At 47.6% G+C, this 15965-nt stretch carries 15 protein-coding genes and 1 pseudogene; 9 read left to right on the top strand and 7 right to left on the bottom strand.

The window, feature by feature from the left end; genetic code table 11:
• The first annotated feature begins 71 nt into the window (after positions 1 to 71).
• From POF51_RS14815 to POF51_RS14805, 3 genes and pseudogenes are all read left to right on the top strand, one after another.
• Entirely contained in the window at positions 72 to 1034 is a 963-nt protein-coding gene (locus tag POF51_RS14815) for an ABC transporter ATP-binding protein (protein WP_271755660.1), read from the top strand.
• On the top strand, positions 1006 to 1872 hold the full coding sequence (locus POF51_RS14810; protein ID WP_069847773.1) for an ABC transporter permease subunit: 867 nt from the start codon (positions 1006 to 1008) through the stop codon (positions 1870 to 1872). Before POF51_RS14815 ends, POF51_RS14810 begins: the two co-directional genes overlap by 29 nt.
• A 54-nt stretch (positions 1873 to 1926) precedes the next feature.
• Positions 1927 to 2042: pseudogene (locus tag POF51_RS14805) on the top strand (DUF1541 domain-containing protein); the annotation flags it as partial.
• 12 nt (positions 2043 to 2054) lie between these two features.
• Here POF51_RS14805 and POF51_RS14800 read toward each other — a convergent pair.
• Positions 2055 to 2390: a VOC family protein gene (locus tag POF51_RS14800; RefSeq protein ID WP_271755732.1), complete on the bottom strand. Its 336-nt coding sequence runs from the start codon at positions 2388 to 2390 to the stop codon at positions 2055 to 2057.
• Positions 2391 to 2452: 62 nt separating this feature from the next.
• Positions 2453 to 3289, bottom strand: coding sequence for an MBL fold metallo-hydrolase (locus tag POF51_RS14795; RefSeq protein WP_069847771.1), 837 nt, complete (start codon positions 3287 to 3289; stop codon positions 2453 to 2455).
• A gap of 229 nt (positions 3290 to 3518) precedes the next feature.
• Here POF51_RS14795 and POF51_RS14790 point away from each other — a divergent pair, with 229 nt between their 5' ends.
• The 4 genes from POF51_RS14790 (at position 3519) to POF51_RS14775 (ending at position 8752) form a co-directional block, all read left to right on the top strand.
• Positions 3519 to 4769 (top strand): M48 family metallopeptidase, encoded by a 1251-nt coding sequence (locus tag POF51_RS14790; protein ID WP_069847769.1) that lies wholly within the window; start codon positions 3519 to 3521, stop codon positions 4767 to 4769.
• A 262-nt stretch (positions 4770 to 5031) separates the two neighbouring features.
• The gene (locus tag POF51_RS14785) at positions 5032 to 6342 is read left to right on the top strand and encodes a CitMHS family transporter (RefSeq protein WP_017250568.1); all 1311 of its coding nucleotides are present in this window, start codon (positions 5032 to 5034) and stop codon (positions 6340 to 6342) included.
• Positions 6343 to 6444: 102 nt separating this feature from the next.
• Positions 6445 to 8076 (top strand): sensor histidine kinase, encoded by a 1632-nt coding sequence (locus POF51_RS14780; RefSeq protein WP_069847767.1) that lies wholly within the window; start codon positions 6445 to 6447, stop codon positions 8074 to 8076.
• Entirely contained in the window at positions 8054 to 8752 is a 699-nt protein-coding gene (locus tag POF51_RS14775) for a response regulator (RefSeq protein WP_017250566.1), read from the top strand. The genes POF51_RS14780 and POF51_RS14775 overlap by 23 nt, the downstream gene beginning before the upstream one ends.
• A gap of 348 nt (positions 8753 to 9100) precedes the next feature.
• Here POF51_RS14775 and trmB read toward each other — a convergent pair whose 3' ends face one another.
• Positions 9101 to 9745: a tRNA (guanosine(46)-N7)-methyltransferase TrmB gene (trmB, locus tag POF51_RS14770; RefSeq protein WP_069847765.1), complete on the bottom strand. Its 645-nt coding sequence runs from the start codon at positions 9743 to 9745 to the stop codon at positions 9101 to 9103.
• Between the two features lie 449 nt (positions 9746 to 10194).
• Between trmB and POF51_RS14765 the strand changes: the two genes are divergently transcribed.
• Entirely contained in the window at positions 10195 to 10695 is a 501-nt protein-coding gene (locus POF51_RS14765) for a C40 family peptidase (RefSeq protein WP_017250563.1), read from the top strand.
• A gap of 139 nt (positions 10696 to 10834) precedes the next feature.
• Here the strand turns inward: POF51_RS14765 and POF51_RS14760 are convergent, their stop codons facing one another.
• The 3 genes from POF51_RS14760 to ilvD form a co-directional block, all read right to left on the bottom strand.
• Complete coding sequence (locus tag POF51_RS14760; RefSeq protein WP_069847763.1) at positions 10835 to 12091, bottom strand: MFS transporter; 1257 nt, start codon at positions 12089 to 12091, stop codon at positions 10835 to 10837.
• Between the two features lie 120 nt (positions 12092 to 12211).
• Positions 12212 to 12814 carry an ArsR/SmtB family transcription factor gene (locus POF51_RS14755; RefSeq protein WP_017250561.1) on the bottom strand — a complete coding sequence of 201 codons (603 nt, stop codon included), beginning with the start codon at positions 12812 to 12814 and terminating at the stop codon, positions 12212 to 12214.
• 136 nt (positions 12815 to 12950) lie between these two features.
• Positions 12951 to 14627: a dihydroxy-acid dehydratase gene (gene ilvD / locus POF51_RS14750; RefSeq protein WP_069847761.1), complete on the bottom strand. Its 1677-nt coding sequence runs from the start codon at positions 14625 to 14627 to the stop codon at positions 12951 to 12953.
• Positions 14628 to 14848: 221 nt separating this feature from the next.
• Here ilvD and POF51_RS14745 point away from each other — a divergent pair, with 221 nt between their 5' ends.
• Positions 14849 to 15337: a PaaI family thioesterase gene (locus POF51_RS14745; protein WP_069847760.1), complete on the top strand. Its 489-nt coding sequence runs from the start codon at positions 14849 to 14851 to the stop codon at positions 15335 to 15337.
• A gap of 47 nt (positions 15338 to 15384) precedes the next feature.
• On the opposite strand, the gene POF51_RS14740 is transcribed toward POF51_RS14745, so the two are convergent.
• Positions 15385 to 15762 (bottom strand): hypothetical protein, encoded by a 378-nt coding sequence (locus POF51_RS14740; protein ID WP_069847758.1) that lies wholly within the window; start codon positions 15760 to 15762, stop codon positions 15385 to 15387.
• Positions 15763 to 15965 lie beyond the last annotated feature (203 nt).

Here is a 15965-nt window from a genome sequence, read left to right as displayed (position 1 = left end):
ATTGGCAGAGTTTTCCTGAAGAAGGAAGGCTCTGCTTTGTCCCGTTTGCAATGGAGAAAGTGAGGTAAGCGATGTCAGATTATGTGATAGAGACTTGGGAGTTGACCAAACAATATAACGGGAAAGCTGGCTGCAAAAATATTACGCTACAAGTACCACGTGGCTCCGTATTTGGTTTCCTCGGTCAAAATGGAGCGGGTAAAAGTACCTTTGTCAGGACGATGCTCGGGTTATTGCACCCGACGGATGGCAAAGCAGTTATGCTTGGGGAGCCGATTGGCAGTGTAGAATCGCGAAAAAAGGTAGGGTACTTACCAGAGCTGTTCCGCTATCCTGATTGGTTGACGGGCCAGCAGCTTTTGGAGCATCATGCCGAGTTGTGTGGATTAACACATCGCGAGAGCAAATCAGTGATAAAAAATGTCGTCGAGCTGGTCGGAATGGCTGGACGTGAGCGTGAACGCATCCGGGGCTATTCCAAAGGTATGCAGCAGCGTATCGGGATTGCCTGCGCTCTCTTATCCGATCCAGAGCTGATCTTCCTCGATGAGCCGACCTCCGCACTGGACCCAATCGGGCGAAAGGAAGTACGTGAGCTGATCGCGCGGCTGCGTGACCAAGGAAAGACAGTTTTTCTCAACAGTCATCTACTGAGTGAAATGGAGAGTGTGTGCAACTACGTCGGGATCATTCACCGTAGTGAGCTGGTCGTACAAGGAGACTGGCGCAAGCTGAGCACCGTCCAACCACAAATTGAATTGACAGTGGACAAGGATAGCGAAGGCTTTCAAAACGCGCTTCCTTCCTTCGTCACAGAGAGTCGTCTCGTAAGACAAGAGGAAAACCGTGATACATGGTTAATGACGCTGGATCAGGACAATCGCGTACCCACTCTGTTGCAACAGTTGATTGTTTCAGGGGCTGGAGTACATGAAGTCGTGCGCAAGCAGCAATCACTAGAAGACGTATTTCTGTACTGGGTGCAGAGAAAGGAGGGGGAACGACATGTGGCCGATCATCAAAATCACGTATAGAGAAATGATCTCCAAGCGTATTTTCACGATTACGCTGATCATGTCGCTGGCCTTCCTGCTGCTGTTTGGACTTGCAACAGGCTATGCGGTCAAGGAAATGAAGGAATCGTTCGGTGGCTTAAGTCCAGATGCTTTGCTGCAAAAAAACTTCTTTTCCACGCAGCTCTTAGGGATGGGCTTGTACTTTGGCTCCGTCATTACCGCACTCTTGGCGATTTTGAGCAGTGTCGGGAGCATTGCCTCTGAAATCGAAAGCCATCAGATCGATACGTGGCTAGCACGAGCACTTCCTCGCTACAAATATGTGCTGGGGAAATTTTTCGGGTTGGCAAGTATGCTGGGGCTGTACGCGCTCCTGATGTTCTTCGGACTTTTGGCGATCAACCAATGGGTTGGTGGTGGTGCGTTGGCTGTTCAGGTAGGAGGAGGCCAAATCCTGAAAGCAGCAGCTTTCTTCGTAGGTATGCCGATCATCCTTGTTTGTGTAGCGATGTTCTTAAGCAGTATGACCACCACAGTGACGGGTGGTATTATCCTGATCATTCTGTATGGGATCAGCTTCGTTGGAGGCTTTATTGAGCAGCTCGGTGCGGTCTTTAGCAATAGCTCACTTACCAACATCGGGATTATTTCCAGTCTGCTCTTTCCGGCCGATTCACTGTTTAGGCAAGCGACGCTTTCGCTATTTGATTCTGCTGACGATCCGCTGTCCTTTGCTTCACAAGGCATTTTCGGTACGACTTCTCCTCCGAGTACTGCCATGCTCATTTACACCATTTTCTATGGCATCGTAGCGCTGGGGCTGTCCATTCGGGTGTTTCAAAAGCGAGATGTATAAGAAAAACAAGAGAACGGCTGATTCGTGCCGTTCTTTTTCTTTTCGAAAGCTGGGTCTATTGATCCAGCCGAGCAAACCACTGTCTATATGCTGGACTACACGCCGACAACGGGCGGAGAAGTCATGAAAACCATAAATGGTTTGTAGGCAGCGAGCTATCCGCTAAATAAGAGAAGAGAATTTCAACAACATATTTGTTTCGCGATCTCCCAGGCATGTCCTGCCGGATCGACGAATGAAGCTGTTCGCACTCCCCACGGCCGGTCGATCGGACCGTTCAGTAGAGCAACCCCACGTTTTTTCAATTCTTCACAGGCCTCATCCACGTCATCGACCCAAATGGTGAGTAGGAAACGGAATCCGGATTCACGCGTTGCGACTATTCCCGGTTTCATCAATTCGTGTGACTCGGAAATATCTAAAAGGTTCACGCTCATATTCCCGAAGTTAAACACCGACGAGACCTCGTCTTCATATACGGCTTGAAATCGCTCCATTCTTTCACATAAGCCGCGCATTCCTTTCGGATGGTGTCGTCGGCATTCAGCCTTCGAATCATCCCCTGTTAGCTTAATGAGTCTCATCTAAATTCAAGAGTTAAACCCACTCCAACCTCCAATACATTCGCCACATCTGATAATGCAATTTTCGATTTCAAATCTGTACAATGACAAGCATGTAAATATTTCGGTTTGACAGTCTGAAAATATTCCACGGTTTTATTCATCTGATATTCTCCAGGGTTTAGCAGATGAAATCCTCCGATTATATCGAGAATCCTATCGTCTCCACAAACTTTTTTGGCATATTCAATGGTATTGCAGATTCCTGAGTGTGAACATGCAACAACGATGACAAGTCCGTTTTCAGCTTTATAAACCAGTGCAGAATCATCCAGCAGGTAGTCCTCTGAGATTTCGCCATCTCTTGCAATGTGTCCAATAGCGTTATCTGCTTCAAAAGGCATAGTCCTTTCAATTTCACCTAAGAAGACCAACTTCTCCGTCAGCCACAACGGCTTTTTGGTATATTCCAATTTAAAATGCCTACTGATTTTCTCAGCAGATAGCAAACTCCCTATTTCTTCACCATTCAAGAGTTTGCTGTAGAATACATCGGGATGAGCAATAATGGTTGGAAGTCTGAATTCTAATTGTTCAAGTTTCGCTTCAGAAAACATTCGAATGAGCGGATCCAATCCCCAGGTATGATCGTTATGTCCATGTGACAGTGCAACGTAATCAAGTTTTCTCAAATCAATTCTCATCTTTTCTGAATTGCGAATGAACGCATCTGAGTATCCTACGTCGAACAGTATCCTCATATCTTCATCTTCGATTAAATAAGAAACAGCTGGCTCACCAACAAAGTAGCGGTCGATGTAAGTGTTATTATCAACCAGCACAGTTAATTTCATTGAGATATCCTCCTCTTCATGTCATAAAGATCTAATGTCCCTTCACAAAACCAAGCAATTATATTATACCGAAATTTCTGTCACTACATTTCATTCAACACTAAATACTTTATCCCAATTGCCGGGTGGATTATATTTCCAAACTATCTTATCAGGAACAGTTACTCGTGGTAGAATGCTGTCAGACAGCGCCTTGTAGACGAAACAGGCGCAGAGGAGGAATGATTCAGTGAAGCCTTGTCCTTCTTGTGGAGCACAAATCGAGGCAAACGAAGGATATCCGTTTTGGTGTGAACACTGTGACTGGAATCTAGCCGTTCCATCGAAAGAACGCCAAGGTAAAGCTTGGGAGCGCCTTGAGAGGAAAATGCGTGATACATACGGTCAAGCCTTGTTCAAAGAGCTAAAGGGCCGCACCGAGCTCGTAACCAAACAGGGGGTGAGCGAGAGAGTGGCATCCGCTTACTCACTCGTCGTTATCGGATGTTCCGTTGCAGGCTTTCTCTTTTCTTTGTACGGACTTGTCGCCTGGTATAGCAGCCCCTTTATCCTCATAAGCTGTCTGCTAGTCCTCCTGTTCGCATGGTTGTCGCGGCCTCGACCCCATCCGTTTCCGAAAATGGCCATTCTTTTGAATGCTGATGAACACCCAACCACCATGAAGATATTTGAAACCGTGGCGCAAAAGATGGGGGTCGAAAAAAGAATACAGTTCGCGCTCTCTCCTTACTTTGAGGCGTATACCACTGAATATGGATGGCGCAGAAGGCGGGTGGTTGTCATCGGTTATCCACTATTGTTTGCGTGCACACCGGGAGAGTTGACCGCATTGCTTGCCCATGAGCTGGCTCATTGCCGTAACAATGACATTAGGCGGAGCGCTCTGGTATCGCATGCACAGCGTATTCTCCTGAATTGGTGCGATTTGCTTGACCCAATCCAAGACGAGGATGATGAATACCATTTTTCATTCATCGCCACGTTCAGCAGAGGCATCATGCGGCTTCTACTTTGGATTCCCTATCGTTTGCTGGCTGTTCTCATTCATCTTTATTGGAATCAGAGTCAACGTGCTGAATATGAGGCGGATCGTATGGCGGCTCAGCTTGCAGGCAGCCAGCATCTCATTTCCCTGCTGCAGATCATCCACATGAACGATGTGGTGGAGCCACTGATCGCGAGACATTCCTTGCAGAAGCAAAGTATGACACTGGGTCAGCATTTGCATGAGACTTTTTCTAAGCTGCCTGGAAAGGAAAAAATGCGCATAGTGCGCATCCTGGAAAGAAGTCAACAAAGCATGGACACGACACACCCTGCGACTCATATGCGGATCGCCATGCTGCTGCATCAAGATGCTCCTCCTGCTTATAAGATATCCGATTGGGAATACAACCGGATATGCCAGGAAATGACCGACCACCTACAGGAAAAAATGGAGCATCGAATCATAGATGACTATCGCGCCAAGCTCGTTTAATTTGACGGACGAAAAGGCCTTGCCTGGGAGCTCTTCTCTCTCAGGTGGGGCCTTTTTTTATGTACTTGTATGGCCGATCACCATATGCGCATGTCGTGATTTTTATGATGTTAATAGAGGAAATGCGGTTAAAACAGTTTATGCGCATATTCTATTCGGATTTTTACGAACATTGTTATAATGACAGCACAATATGAAAGCGCATTCGTAATGGTTGCTACAACATCATTGTAAGCGCATTCTTGCAAGGGGGAACTAGCGTATGCTGGCATTACTTGGATTTCTCATGGTAGCCGTTTTCATGTACTTGATTATGTCGAGACGGCTTTCGGCATTGGTTGCTTTGATTGTTGTTCCTGTTATTTTTGCGTTAATTAGCGGATTTGGTGCGACAGAAATTGGCGACATGATGCTTGCAGGTATCAAGAAAATTGCGCCTACGGGAATTATGCTGTTGTTCGCCATTCTATACTTTGGAGTCATGATGGATGCGGGTCTGTTTGATCCATTAATTAAGAAAATCGTGAAAATGGTGAAGGGTGACCCACTGAAGGTGATTGTAGGTACAGCGATTCTCGCTACCTTGGTCGCATTGGATGGAGATGGAACCACGACGTATATGATTACCGTTACCGCGATGCTGCCTTTGTATCGCAAGCTGGGAATTAGACCGATGATTTTGGCAGTCATGCCGATGCTCGCACTCGGTGTCATGAACATGACGCCTTGGGGTGGACCGACAGCACGTGTCATGAGTGTACTCCATATGGATGTTTCTGAGATTTTCGTCCCTGTTATTCCTGTGATGATTGGCGGAATTGCGTGGGTTATGATCGTAGCCTGTATTTTGGGCAAACAAGAGCGCAAGCGTCTGGGGATTATTGAGATACCAGATGAAGATTTGCAATCGCTTGCAGGACAAGAAGTAGCGGCTACGGATGAGACTGCTGCACTGAAACGTCCGCGCCTGATCTGGTTCAATCTGTTGTTGACAGCAGCCCTGATGGTCGGTCTGATTACGAGCTTCTTGCCACTGCCGACGATGTTCATGCTCGCTTTTGCCATAGCCCTGTTTATTAACTACCCGAAAATGCAAGATCAGAAAGAGCGGATTGCATCCCACGCAGCTAACGCACTGGCTACGGTATCCATGGTTTTCGCTGCGGGAATCTTTACAGGCATCCTGACTGAAACGAAAATGATCGATGCGATGGCGAGCACACTCGTTTCCTGGATTCCAGATTCACTTGGTTCTCATATGCCTCTACTCGTGGCGCTGACAAGCATGCCATTCACGTATTTCATGTCTAACGATGCGTATTACTTCGGGATCGTTCCCATCCTGGCAAATGCGGCAGCAGCTTACGGAATCGATCCAGCGGAAATTGGTCGCGCTTCCATCCTGGGTCAACCGCTGCATGTACTCAGCCCGTTGTTTGCAGCACAGTACCTGTTGATCGGAATGGTTGGGGTCGATTATGCGGAAACCCAAAAGTTCATCCTGAAATGGGCGTTTGGAACATCGATCGTGATGATTGCGCTTGCTCTTCTTACCGGAGTCATCTCATTCTAGTCAACTATAAGAAGGAAGAAATAAGAAAAGAGGCCTGTTCATGGCCTCTTTTTTCGTCATCGAGCGAAATGAGATACAATGAGAAGAAGAGGGGGGAACGATGTGCGTTTTCACAGCAAGCTGATGTTGATTATTTGCTCGCTCCTTTTTGGTGTGACGGTCATACTCGGTACGATGTTTGAACAGATGCTGGCGGGCGTATTAGAGCATGAGATCGGGACGCGCGCGCTGCATACCGCCAAGACCGTCGCGCAGATGTCCGAGATCAAACAGGCGTTTGACGCAGAAGATCCTGCCAAGATTATCAATCCAATCGTGGAAAAAATACGCGTGGACACGAATGCGGCTTTTATCACAGTGGGAAATTTGCAAAGCATCCGCTATTCACATCCTGATCCAGAGCAGATTGGAAAAAAGATGGTGGGAGGCGACAATGAGGCAGTATTTGAGGGGCAATCCATCATCTCTGAGACAGTCGGTTCGCTTGGCCCCGGACTCAGAGGAAAGACACCGATCTATGATGAGGAAGGAAAGGTGATGGGGGTCGTTTCTGTCGGCTTTTTGTTTGAGGATATAAATGAAACGATTGAATCATATCGCAATCGAATCTTCGTCATCGGCATCGTCACCTTGCTCTTGGGTGTGGTGGCTACGCTCATTCTTTCACAGAATGTAAAGAAAGCGATATTTGGTTTGGAGCCTGAACAAATCGGGCGATTGTATCAGGAAAATCAAGCCGTGTTGGAATCGATTCGTGAAGGCATTGTGGCGATCAATAAGGAAGGGGCGATCACGCTCGCGAATCAGACGGCTCTCCATATGCTGGGGCAAGCGAAGGATAAAGACAGTATCATGGACAAACAGGACGAGCTGGTTCGTTCGCTGGGCCTTCATGAGGTGATTGAGACTGGGAAAGCCGAATTTGACCGCGAAACGAATGTGGACGAGCACGTATTAGTCGTGAACCGCGTCCCGATTATGGATAAGGAGCGCCATGTTATGGGCGCGGTAGCGAGCTTTCGCAATCGGTCCGAGCTGTTCGAGGTCACACAGGAGCTATCACGGGTAAAGGAGTACGCGGAAGTCCTTCGTTCCCAGACGCACGAGTATTCCAACAAACTGCATCTCATATCAGGACTCATCCAGCTTGAATCGTATCAGGAAGCCATTGAAACGATTTCTTCTGAGCTAAATGTGCATGTCCACAATACGACGTTTATTATGCAAGAAGTTCCCGACCCACTGATAGGTGGATTGTTGCTTGGGAAGCTGAATCAAGCCAACGAGCGCAAAGTGGAATTGAAAATAGATCCGGAAAGCAACTTCCGCGACATTCCTGCCTCGATTGATCGCTCACAGCTGATTGTCATTCTCGGCAATTTGATAGATAATGCGATGGACGCTGTAAAAGCTCCAGGTGCATTTGCACCAGAAATCACGATCTTTTTGCTCAATATGGAAGAGGTCTTGCTCATAGAGGTAGAGGACCTGGGGCCAGGCATCTCCGAAGAAAATGCTGAACGAATCTTTGAGCTGGGCTTCTCTACCAAACAGCAGCCGAATCATGGCTACGGATTGCACTTAGTCAAACAAGCTGTTTTACATGTACACGGCAATATTACACATACGGGAAATCCGGTAGGCGGAACGATTTTTACTGTGACGATACCAAAGGACGCACGCACGGCAGAACGGAAGGAGGCCGTTATTGATGATTCGGGTACTGATTATTGAAGACGACCTGAGAATCGCAGAGGTAAACCGACGCTTCGTGGAAAAAGTGGAGGGGTACGAGGTGATTGGCATTGCCACGAATGGGCAAGAGGCCAAGGACCAAATGGAAATTTTGCAGCCTGATCTCGTGTTGCTCGACATTTATTTTCCGGATATGGACGGCCTCGATTTTTTGTCGATCATAAAGGAGCAGTTCCCTACAACGGATGTCATCATGCTGACAGCAGCCAAAGAAGTGGATGCGGTCGTAGAGGCGATCCGCTATGGCGTATTCGATTTTATTACCAAGCCACTTATCTTTGCACGCCTGCAACAAACGTTACGGAATTATCAGGAGTTCAGGCAAAAGGTGAGTGATTGGAAAAAAGACACCGATCAGATCAGTCAAGCCCAAATCGATGAGCTCATTACCCGGACGGGACAAAAGAAGGCAACCGAGACAAGGGCAGTCAAAGGAATTGATCAAATTACGTTGGACAAGATTTCAGGCTTTCTCATGCAGATACAGGAGGCTACGACGGATTTGGTCAGCAAAGAAACAGGCATTAGCCGTTCAACAGCAAGGCGATACCTAGAATATTTAGTAGCCAAAGGAGACGCTATCGCAGACCTTTCGTACGGTGTCGTTGGACGACCAGAGCGCGTATACAAGAGCGTCGGTCGGCAAAAAGAATAATAAAAACCCTCCGTGCTCACAAGTAAGGTTCAAAGCCTACTTGAGAGTGCGGAGGGTCTTTTTGTATTAGATAGGCATTCAGAAAGTACCGATGAACAAACAAAGCTGGCGAGAAGAAAAAGCACAGATCTCGCAGACCTTGACAACGCCTACCTAGTCGGAACTTCAAAAAGGGGACCCGCTTGTCGAACACTTCTTCTTTGAAAAACTTCCGCCCGTAGGGTGGCTTTGGCTCGACGGTCCCCTTTTTGAAATGGAGACGGCCAGTCAATCCCCCATGCTGGCGTGTCAGAGTCGAAGAGAACTGTGCTTTTTCTTCTCCTCCCCTATGTTGACTCAAACCAGGGTCTACTTAATCACACAGCTCGCTTCCACCCGATAAATGCGCTGCCCACGAGAAGAAAAGCGCTCCTCGTACTCCGTCATTACATTATCTGCCGCCAGCTTGGACTGGTGCAGGTCAAAGGTGATATTGCGCATCTGGAAGCGTTCCGCAGCGAATTGGTTGAGTGAAAACTCAAAAAGGTTCTCGTTGTCTGTCTTCATATGAATCTCGCCGTCTGCTACAAGTACCTGACGATAGGTGTTCAAGAAGTTTTTGTAAGTAAGACGGCGTTTCGCATGACGGGTTTTTGGCCACGGATCACTAAAGTTCAGATAGATGCGAGAAATTTCATGATCGGCAAACAACTCGGTCAACTTGGAAGCGTCGTACTGGACAAAGGCCAGATTTGGAACCGTTTTGTACTCCGTACGCTGGACAGCGCGCAGAACGACCTCCGCCTTCAGTTCAACCGCAATGAAATTGATGTCAGGGTGACGCTCGGCCAGTGTATTAATGAAGCGTCCTTTTCCACAGCCGATCTCCACATGAATCGGATTGTTATTCCCGAAGCGTTCCTTCCAATTTCCTTTATAGGAAAGGGGATTGTCTACGAACGTCGGATATTCTCTCAGGGCCGCTTCGGCACCTGGAATGTTACGCAGTCGCATATGTGCCTCCTTCAAAACGAACTCCTATCTACTTTACGATGACTCCCTGCTAGTTGCAAGTAGAGAGAGAAGAAAGGAAAGAGAGATTCCAAATGCAGATTACGTGAAAAAGGAGGGAAAAGGGGTTTTTTGTAAACGGAACTAGGACGAAAGTCGCATGGGACGCGGATTTTAACAAATGGGGGCTGGATAAATTTTGCCAATTTGAGAGGGACATTATGGTAAGAAAATAGACTGAAAATTTGAGGAATGCCTGTTAAATCAAGCGCGAAGGCGTCAAGCGGTAATCGTATCCAGTTGGAAAAATAGTTTTTGGTAAGTTTTTGGTAATTTCATAGAGGGTGGGCTTTGGTAAAGTAGAGAACAAGTGAGAAGTCAGCCAAACTTTGCATAAAATGGTCCCTTGTTGAGCAGGGATCTTTTTCACAAGAAAAGGGAGGATGAACAGCATGAAATTACATAAAGCCCTCATAGGAATCGTAATGGGAGTAGCATTGGGAGTCACAGCGATTGTCGCTCCACTGCCAGGAGAGCAAAATGTAGCCGAGGCTGCGTGGACACAATCCAAGGCGGACAAGGTCATTGCCACGGGAAGAAAGTATATGGGTACGCCTTATAAATTCGGTGCGAGCAGTAATACCACAGCCGTATTTGATTGCTCTTCCTTTACACAGCGCGTATTGAAAGTCGCAGTTGGCAAGAGCATACCACGCACTTCTCGCGATCAAGCAAAGGTAGGAACGAGTGTGTCCAAGTCGAACCTGAAAAAAGGAGACCTGGTGTTCTTCAAGGCGAGTACAACGACGACGTCCAAACGGATTACACACGTGGCGATTTATGCAGGCAACAACAAACTCTTACATACATATGGAAAACCAGGAGTGACGTATTCGACCTTTAAAGGCACGTCCTGGGAGAAGCGCTTCGTTTCGGCACGGCGAGTCTTGTAATCTACTCGTTTGGCTCTCTACTTACTAATACGTCTCGCACACTGTAAAGTTGCGAAGAGTGAATATGCAAGTTTTGTAAATACGATACGGAAGAGGGATGATCCATTGCAGATCATCCCTTTTTGCTTTCGCGAATAATTCAATCGGATCTCTTTGCAGGCCGAGCGTACTTTTGCCGCCAATAAAAGAAACAGGAAGCAATGAAGAGAGGGATGGAGGCAAGCAGCATCACTTCCTTGGCCGTTAGTCCGCATGCGATCAAAAGACTCGTCATCGCCTGTGAAATCGGCTGCAAACCTAAAGAGGAGAGCGAGACCAAACTCATGACTTTCCCCAACGAGGCTTGTGGTACCTTTTCCTGAACAAAAGAGAGAATCGGAATATTAATGAGAGAAAACGTGACGCCAAGCGTAAAAAGAATAAGCAAGCTTAGCCAGAACTGTTGAGTGAGACTAAAAGCAAAGAAGACAAGCGCTTGCATCATCATGAAAAGAAAGGCGATCTGCAACCTGTTTTGACCCAGTGTCGTGAGTGCGAGCACGATTGCCCCGGCAAGCATGCCAAAAGCGAGTGCCCCTTCCAAAAAGCTGTACTGCAGGGTAGAACCAGACAACACCTGATCTACAAAAATCGGCAAGCCGATGTATAAGGGGCCCATCAAAAATACATTTAGGCAGATGATGGAGGTCAATAGCAAGGGAAGGAAATTTGATTGCCTGACATAACAGAAGCTTTCCTTTATCGATTCCTTGAGCCTTTGCTGTGGTTTTGAAAGAATGGCTGGTTCCTGTTTCGGCATGCACCATGCGGATACACTTGCAACCAGAAGAAGCAGCCCAACAAAGCCGTATAAAAAGGGGTAACTTCCCCACTCAATCACAAAACCGGCAAGAACAGGACCGAGCAGCTGTGAGGTTTGGTTTGTCGTTTGCAGCACCGAATTCGCACGCAAAAGGGAAGAAGAGGGTACGATTGACGGCATAAGCGAATTTTGAGCTGGCCAATAAAAGGCATCAATGGTACCGAAGAAGAAAGCGAACCAAACAAACAGCGCAAGCGAGGAATACCCCCACCAGATGATTCCTCCAAGCAACAGCATCAAACATGCTTTCAACATGCTTGTGATCGACAGGATTCTCTTTTTGCTCATCCGATCAGCGAGCGTTCCGCCTATGAGCATGAAGACGATTCTGGGAATGGTTGCCGCCATAAATACGATGCCTAATGAGGCTTCCTGAGATAAAACCTGGATGATATACCAGGTTTGCGAGAAAAGAAAGAGTGAGATACTGAGTCCGGAACAAAGGGCGGACAACCAAAGAAGGGTAAAGGGTTTCGTAAACAAGCGGGATGTATCCGCCGAGGGAAGGCTAGATTGCTTGGGGACAGCTTCCATGGAAATTCACTCTCCTTATTATTAACCGGTTAAAAAATATTAACCGAATATCCGAAAGAAAAACCTACTCGAATAGGTTTTTCATACACAGGTGGAATTATCGTATGACAGTTTCCTTTGTTACTGCTGTCCATCCTTTTTGAATAACGGTTCATCAATTTGAAATCCCGTAATCATCAGGTAGTAATCCTGCATGGAAGATGGGTCATCCAGGGAGCTTTGCTGCAATTCGTGGAGCAGGTTCCGGTATTTTTGCAAAAAGGACACAAACGCCTGCTCGCTGACTCTTACTTCAGACTGCAGGGAGATGCGCGGCCATTTCTCGACTTCCGTTGACGTCAGCGCAAAGGCTTCTTCAGGAGCACTGAGCGCTCTTGTTTTCGCACGTTGCAAGACTTCGACGTAAGATTGTCTGGTAGCCTCTTTCGATTCCGTATACGTGAGTAGATGATCAGCGGGTATGAAGCCTCTTGCCACCGCCTGATAGTACTTGAGAATGTTGCCGCCCTTTTCTTCTTTTTTAACCAACTGGATGATGCCGTGCTTCTCCAGCTCACGCAGGTGGTAGAGAATCTTCGCGCGGGACAGTCCAAAAAGTTGGGAGAGCTGTTGCCCTGTGTGCGGCTTTTCCACCAGACGCATCAGCATTTTCGTGCGTAACGGGTCACTGATCACTTTTAGCTGATCGTAGTTTTCGATGATAAAAATCGACTTTTGCTCCAATATACATCACAATCCTTTTTAACCAGTTAAAATTTATTAACTTGATTGTAGAAGGGAATAGCTGGAAAAGTCAATACAAAAACCCTTCCTGAGTAACGGTGATTTACAGAGGAAGGGTTTTGCCTTTACTGAAACACTAGATTTTCAAAATACCACCCATGCTCGCATTCGTTACCAGTTTGGAGTAACGAGCCAGATAGCCTGTTTTTACTTTTGGCTCGAATTCTTTCCAGTCTTCTTTGCGGCGAGCCAGCTCGGCTTCATCCACGAGCAGTTGCATCGTGCGCTCCTCGAGGTCAATGGAGATGATATCTCCGTCTTGTACGAAGGCAATTGGACCGCCTTCTGCGGCTTCTGGAGACACGTGGCCGATACTGATCCCGCGAGAAGCACCGGAGAAACGTCCATCTGTGACGAGAGCGACTTCTTTACCGAGGCCCATACCCACGATTTGTGAGGTAGGAGCCAGCATTTCTGGCATGCCTGGGCCGCCTTTAGGTCCCTCGTAGCGGATGACGACAACGTGACCGGATTTAATTTCGCCAGCAGCGATTCCTGCCAGAGCGTCCTCTTGGGAGTCAAAGCAGATCGCTGGACCTTCGTGCTTTTTAATAGAAGGATCGACACCGCCTGTTTTGATGATCGAGCCTTGCTCCGCCAGGTTGCCGAACAGAACAGCGAGACCGCCGGAAGCACTGTACGGGTTGTCTAGGCGACGAATGACTTGATCGTTTTTGATTTCGGCGTCAGCGATGTTTTCGCCAAGGGTTTTGCCTGTGACAGTGATACGGTCTGGATGGATCGCGCCTGCTTTTTTCGCGATTTCATTCAGAACGGCTGATACGCCGCCTGCCTCGTGGCAATCCTCGATATGATAGTCGGAGGAAGGCGCCAGCTTGCAAATATGCGGAATGCGCTTCGCTACTTCGTTGATGCGCTCGATCGGGTATTCGATGCCTGCTTCTTGTGCGATCGCCAGTGTATGGAGAACTGTATTGGTTGACCCACCCATCGCCATGTCGAGTGCGAATGCATCGTCGATTGCCTCGAGTGTCACGATGTCGCGTGGCTTAATGTCGCGTTCAATCAGATTTTTCAGTTTTTCAGCAGATGCTTGCACCAGCTCGCGACGTTCAGGAGAGACAGCGAGTACGGTACCATTGCCAGGCAGAGCCAAACCGATGGCTTCGAGCAGACAGTTCATCGAGTTCGCTGTAAACATACCAGAACAGGAACCGCAAGTCGGGCATCCATATTGCTCCAGCTCTTCGAGTTGCTGGTCGTTGATCAAGCCTGCTTGGTGAGCTCCGACACCCTCGAATACGGAGGAAAGTGAGATGGAGCGACCATCACTCGTTTTTCCGGCTTTCATAGGTCCACCGGTTACAAATACGGTTGGAATGTTGACACGAAGTGCGCCCATGATCATCCCAGGTGTGATCTTGTCACAGTTCGGTATACAGATCATGCCATCAAACCAGTGAGCAGCGACTACGGTTTCCAAGCTGTCTGCGATGATCTCGCGGCTCGGGAGGGAGTAGCGCATCCCGATATGTCCCATAGCAATTCCGTCGTCAACACCAATCGTATTGAATTCGAATGGAACCATGCCAGCAGCACGAACGGCTTCTTTGACCAGTTTTCCAAACTCCTGCAAGTGCACGTGACCTGGAATAATGTCGATGTACGAGTTGCAAATGGCGATGAACGGTTTATCGAAATCCTCATCCTTTACACCTGCTGCACGAAGCAAGCTACGGTGCGGTGCGCGGTCGAATCCTTTTTTGATCATGTCACTGCGTTGTCTGGCCAATTTGAAAAACTCCCTTCCCATACGGATAATGCCTGTCTTATGTTTTGAACTATCTTATCAATTTTTAATAACAGAAACAACCGTAAAAGTCTGAACATTTGCTCAGTCTCGAGTGGTTCGGACAGCTGCTCTCGATTGGCATAAGTTTAGGAATCATAGCGAAATCAACTTGTTTGGGATAAAATAGAAGAATCGATTCCATTTCGGTTGGAGTGAACAAAATGTTAGATGAGCTAAAAAACATCTGGTCGGACGGGAATGAAGAAGAGCGCCGCATTCTCGAGCTGGCTGTTGCTGCCATTCAGCAGAAGCGGGAAAGGAATAGCGCGTTTATCTCTGGATTTCTTGGATTAAAGGGAGAGTTCATCGACGAAGAAAGACAGTCGTATCGCTTCGAATTGCCTCTGACCCCTTTTATGCACAATTCAGGTCGAGTTGTTCATGGAGGGATTCTCGCGACTTTGATCGATTCAGCGATGGGCTCCTTGATCAATCGGTCCTTGCCACCTAGTCAGTATGCAGTGACCACAGAGCTGAAGGTCAATTATTTGCTTCCGGGAATAGGAGAGCGGCTGCGCGCAGAAGCGAGCTTTTTGCATCGCGGACACACGTTGGTCGTCATGGACGGCAGTGTCTACGATGATCGGGATAGGCGGATCGCCCATGGTACAGGAACGTTCATCGTGCTATCCAGAAATGATCGGAAATAAAAAGCCCTCGCTCCACACCAAAAAGGCGAGAGCGAGGGTTGACGGTGTTATTTGATGACAACGAGACCGCTGTATTCCGAAATATAAGCGAGCATTTTGGTGGAAAGCGGCACGATAAACTCCATGTTTTCTTTTTCGACGATACCGGATCGAGAAACAATCCGCGCCCATTTAGCTGTCAGCTTGTAGTAATCGGAACCAAATGAAGCATGAACCGCCTCACTCTGATGCCGAAACGTGACAGGGCTAACGTCCAGCTTCATCGGGACCATGCTAATGATATCCTGCAAAAATAAATGGTAGGTCATATGTGGCTTGAAAAAAACGAGCTCCTTCGTGGTGACAGAGAAGCCGTAGCTATTGTTCATTTGGGTGAATTTGAGTTCACCGTCCATATTTTTTAGCCGAATGAAGTCGGTGTTCATGTTTATCCCCCTCCTTCGGGTGTCTTTCTATGATAGTAATCTTTCCTGCACAAGTGCAAGTGGAAGGTTGTTCAAAAAGTCGTCTTTTGATCACGAAGTAGTCCAGAAAGCGATTTCGACATCGAATATGGCGTTCCCCTCCGAAGTCCGGTGCTCATGTAGATTGCCTACACTCCGCTCCTCCTTCGTTCGGTTCTCGCCAT

Origin of the sequence: Brevibacillus sp. AG (assembly GCF_028369215.1) — a bacterium.
GTDB lineage: Bacteria > Bacillota > Bacilli > Brevibacillales > Brevibacillaceae > Brevibacillus > Brevibacillus porteri.
This window is presented reverse-complemented; position numbering and strand designations above follow the sequence as displayed.

Coding starts and splice junctions, on each gene's coding strand:
- trmB (WP_069847765.1), bottom strand. CDS start 9,745: ATGCGACTGCGTAACATTCCAGGTGCCGAAGCGGCCCTGAGAGAATAT.
- POF51_RS14740 (WP_069847758.1), bottom strand. CDS start 15,762: ATGAACACCGACTTCATTCGGCTAAAAAATATGGACGGTGAACTCAAA.
- POF51_RS14785 (WP_017250568.1), top strand. CDS start 5,032: ATGCTGGCATTACTTGGATTTCTCATGGTAGCCGTTTTCATGTACTTG.
- POF51_RS14765 (WP_017250563.1), top strand. CDS start 10,195: ATGAAATTACATAAAGCCCTCATAGGAATCGTAATGGGAGTAGCATTG.
- POF51_RS14745 (WP_069847760.1), top strand. CDS start 14,849: ATGTTAGATGAGCTAAAAAACATCTGGTCGGACGGGAATGAAGAAGAG.
- POF51_RS14760 (WP_069847763.1), bottom strand. CDS start 12,091: ATGGAAGCTGTCCCCAAGCAATCTAGCCTTCCCTCGGCGGATACATCC.
- POF51_RS14800 (WP_271755732.1), bottom strand. CDS start 2,390: ATGCGCGGCTTATGTGAAAGAATGGAGCGATTTCAAGCCGTATATGAA.
- POF51_RS14795 (WP_069847771.1), bottom strand. CDS start 3,289: ATGAAATTAACTGTGCTGGTTGATAATAACACTTACATCGACCGCTAC.
- POF51_RS14815 (WP_271755660.1), top strand. CDS start 72: ATGTCAGATTATGTGATAGAGACTTGGGAGTTGACCAAACAATATAAC.
- POF51_RS14775 (WP_017250566.1), top strand. CDS start 8,054: ATGATTCGGGTACTGATTATTGAAGACGACCTGAGAATCGCAGAGGTA.
- POF51_RS14810 (WP_069847773.1), top strand. CDS start 1,006: ATGTGGCCGATCATCAAAATCACGTATAGAGAAATGATCTCCAAGCGT.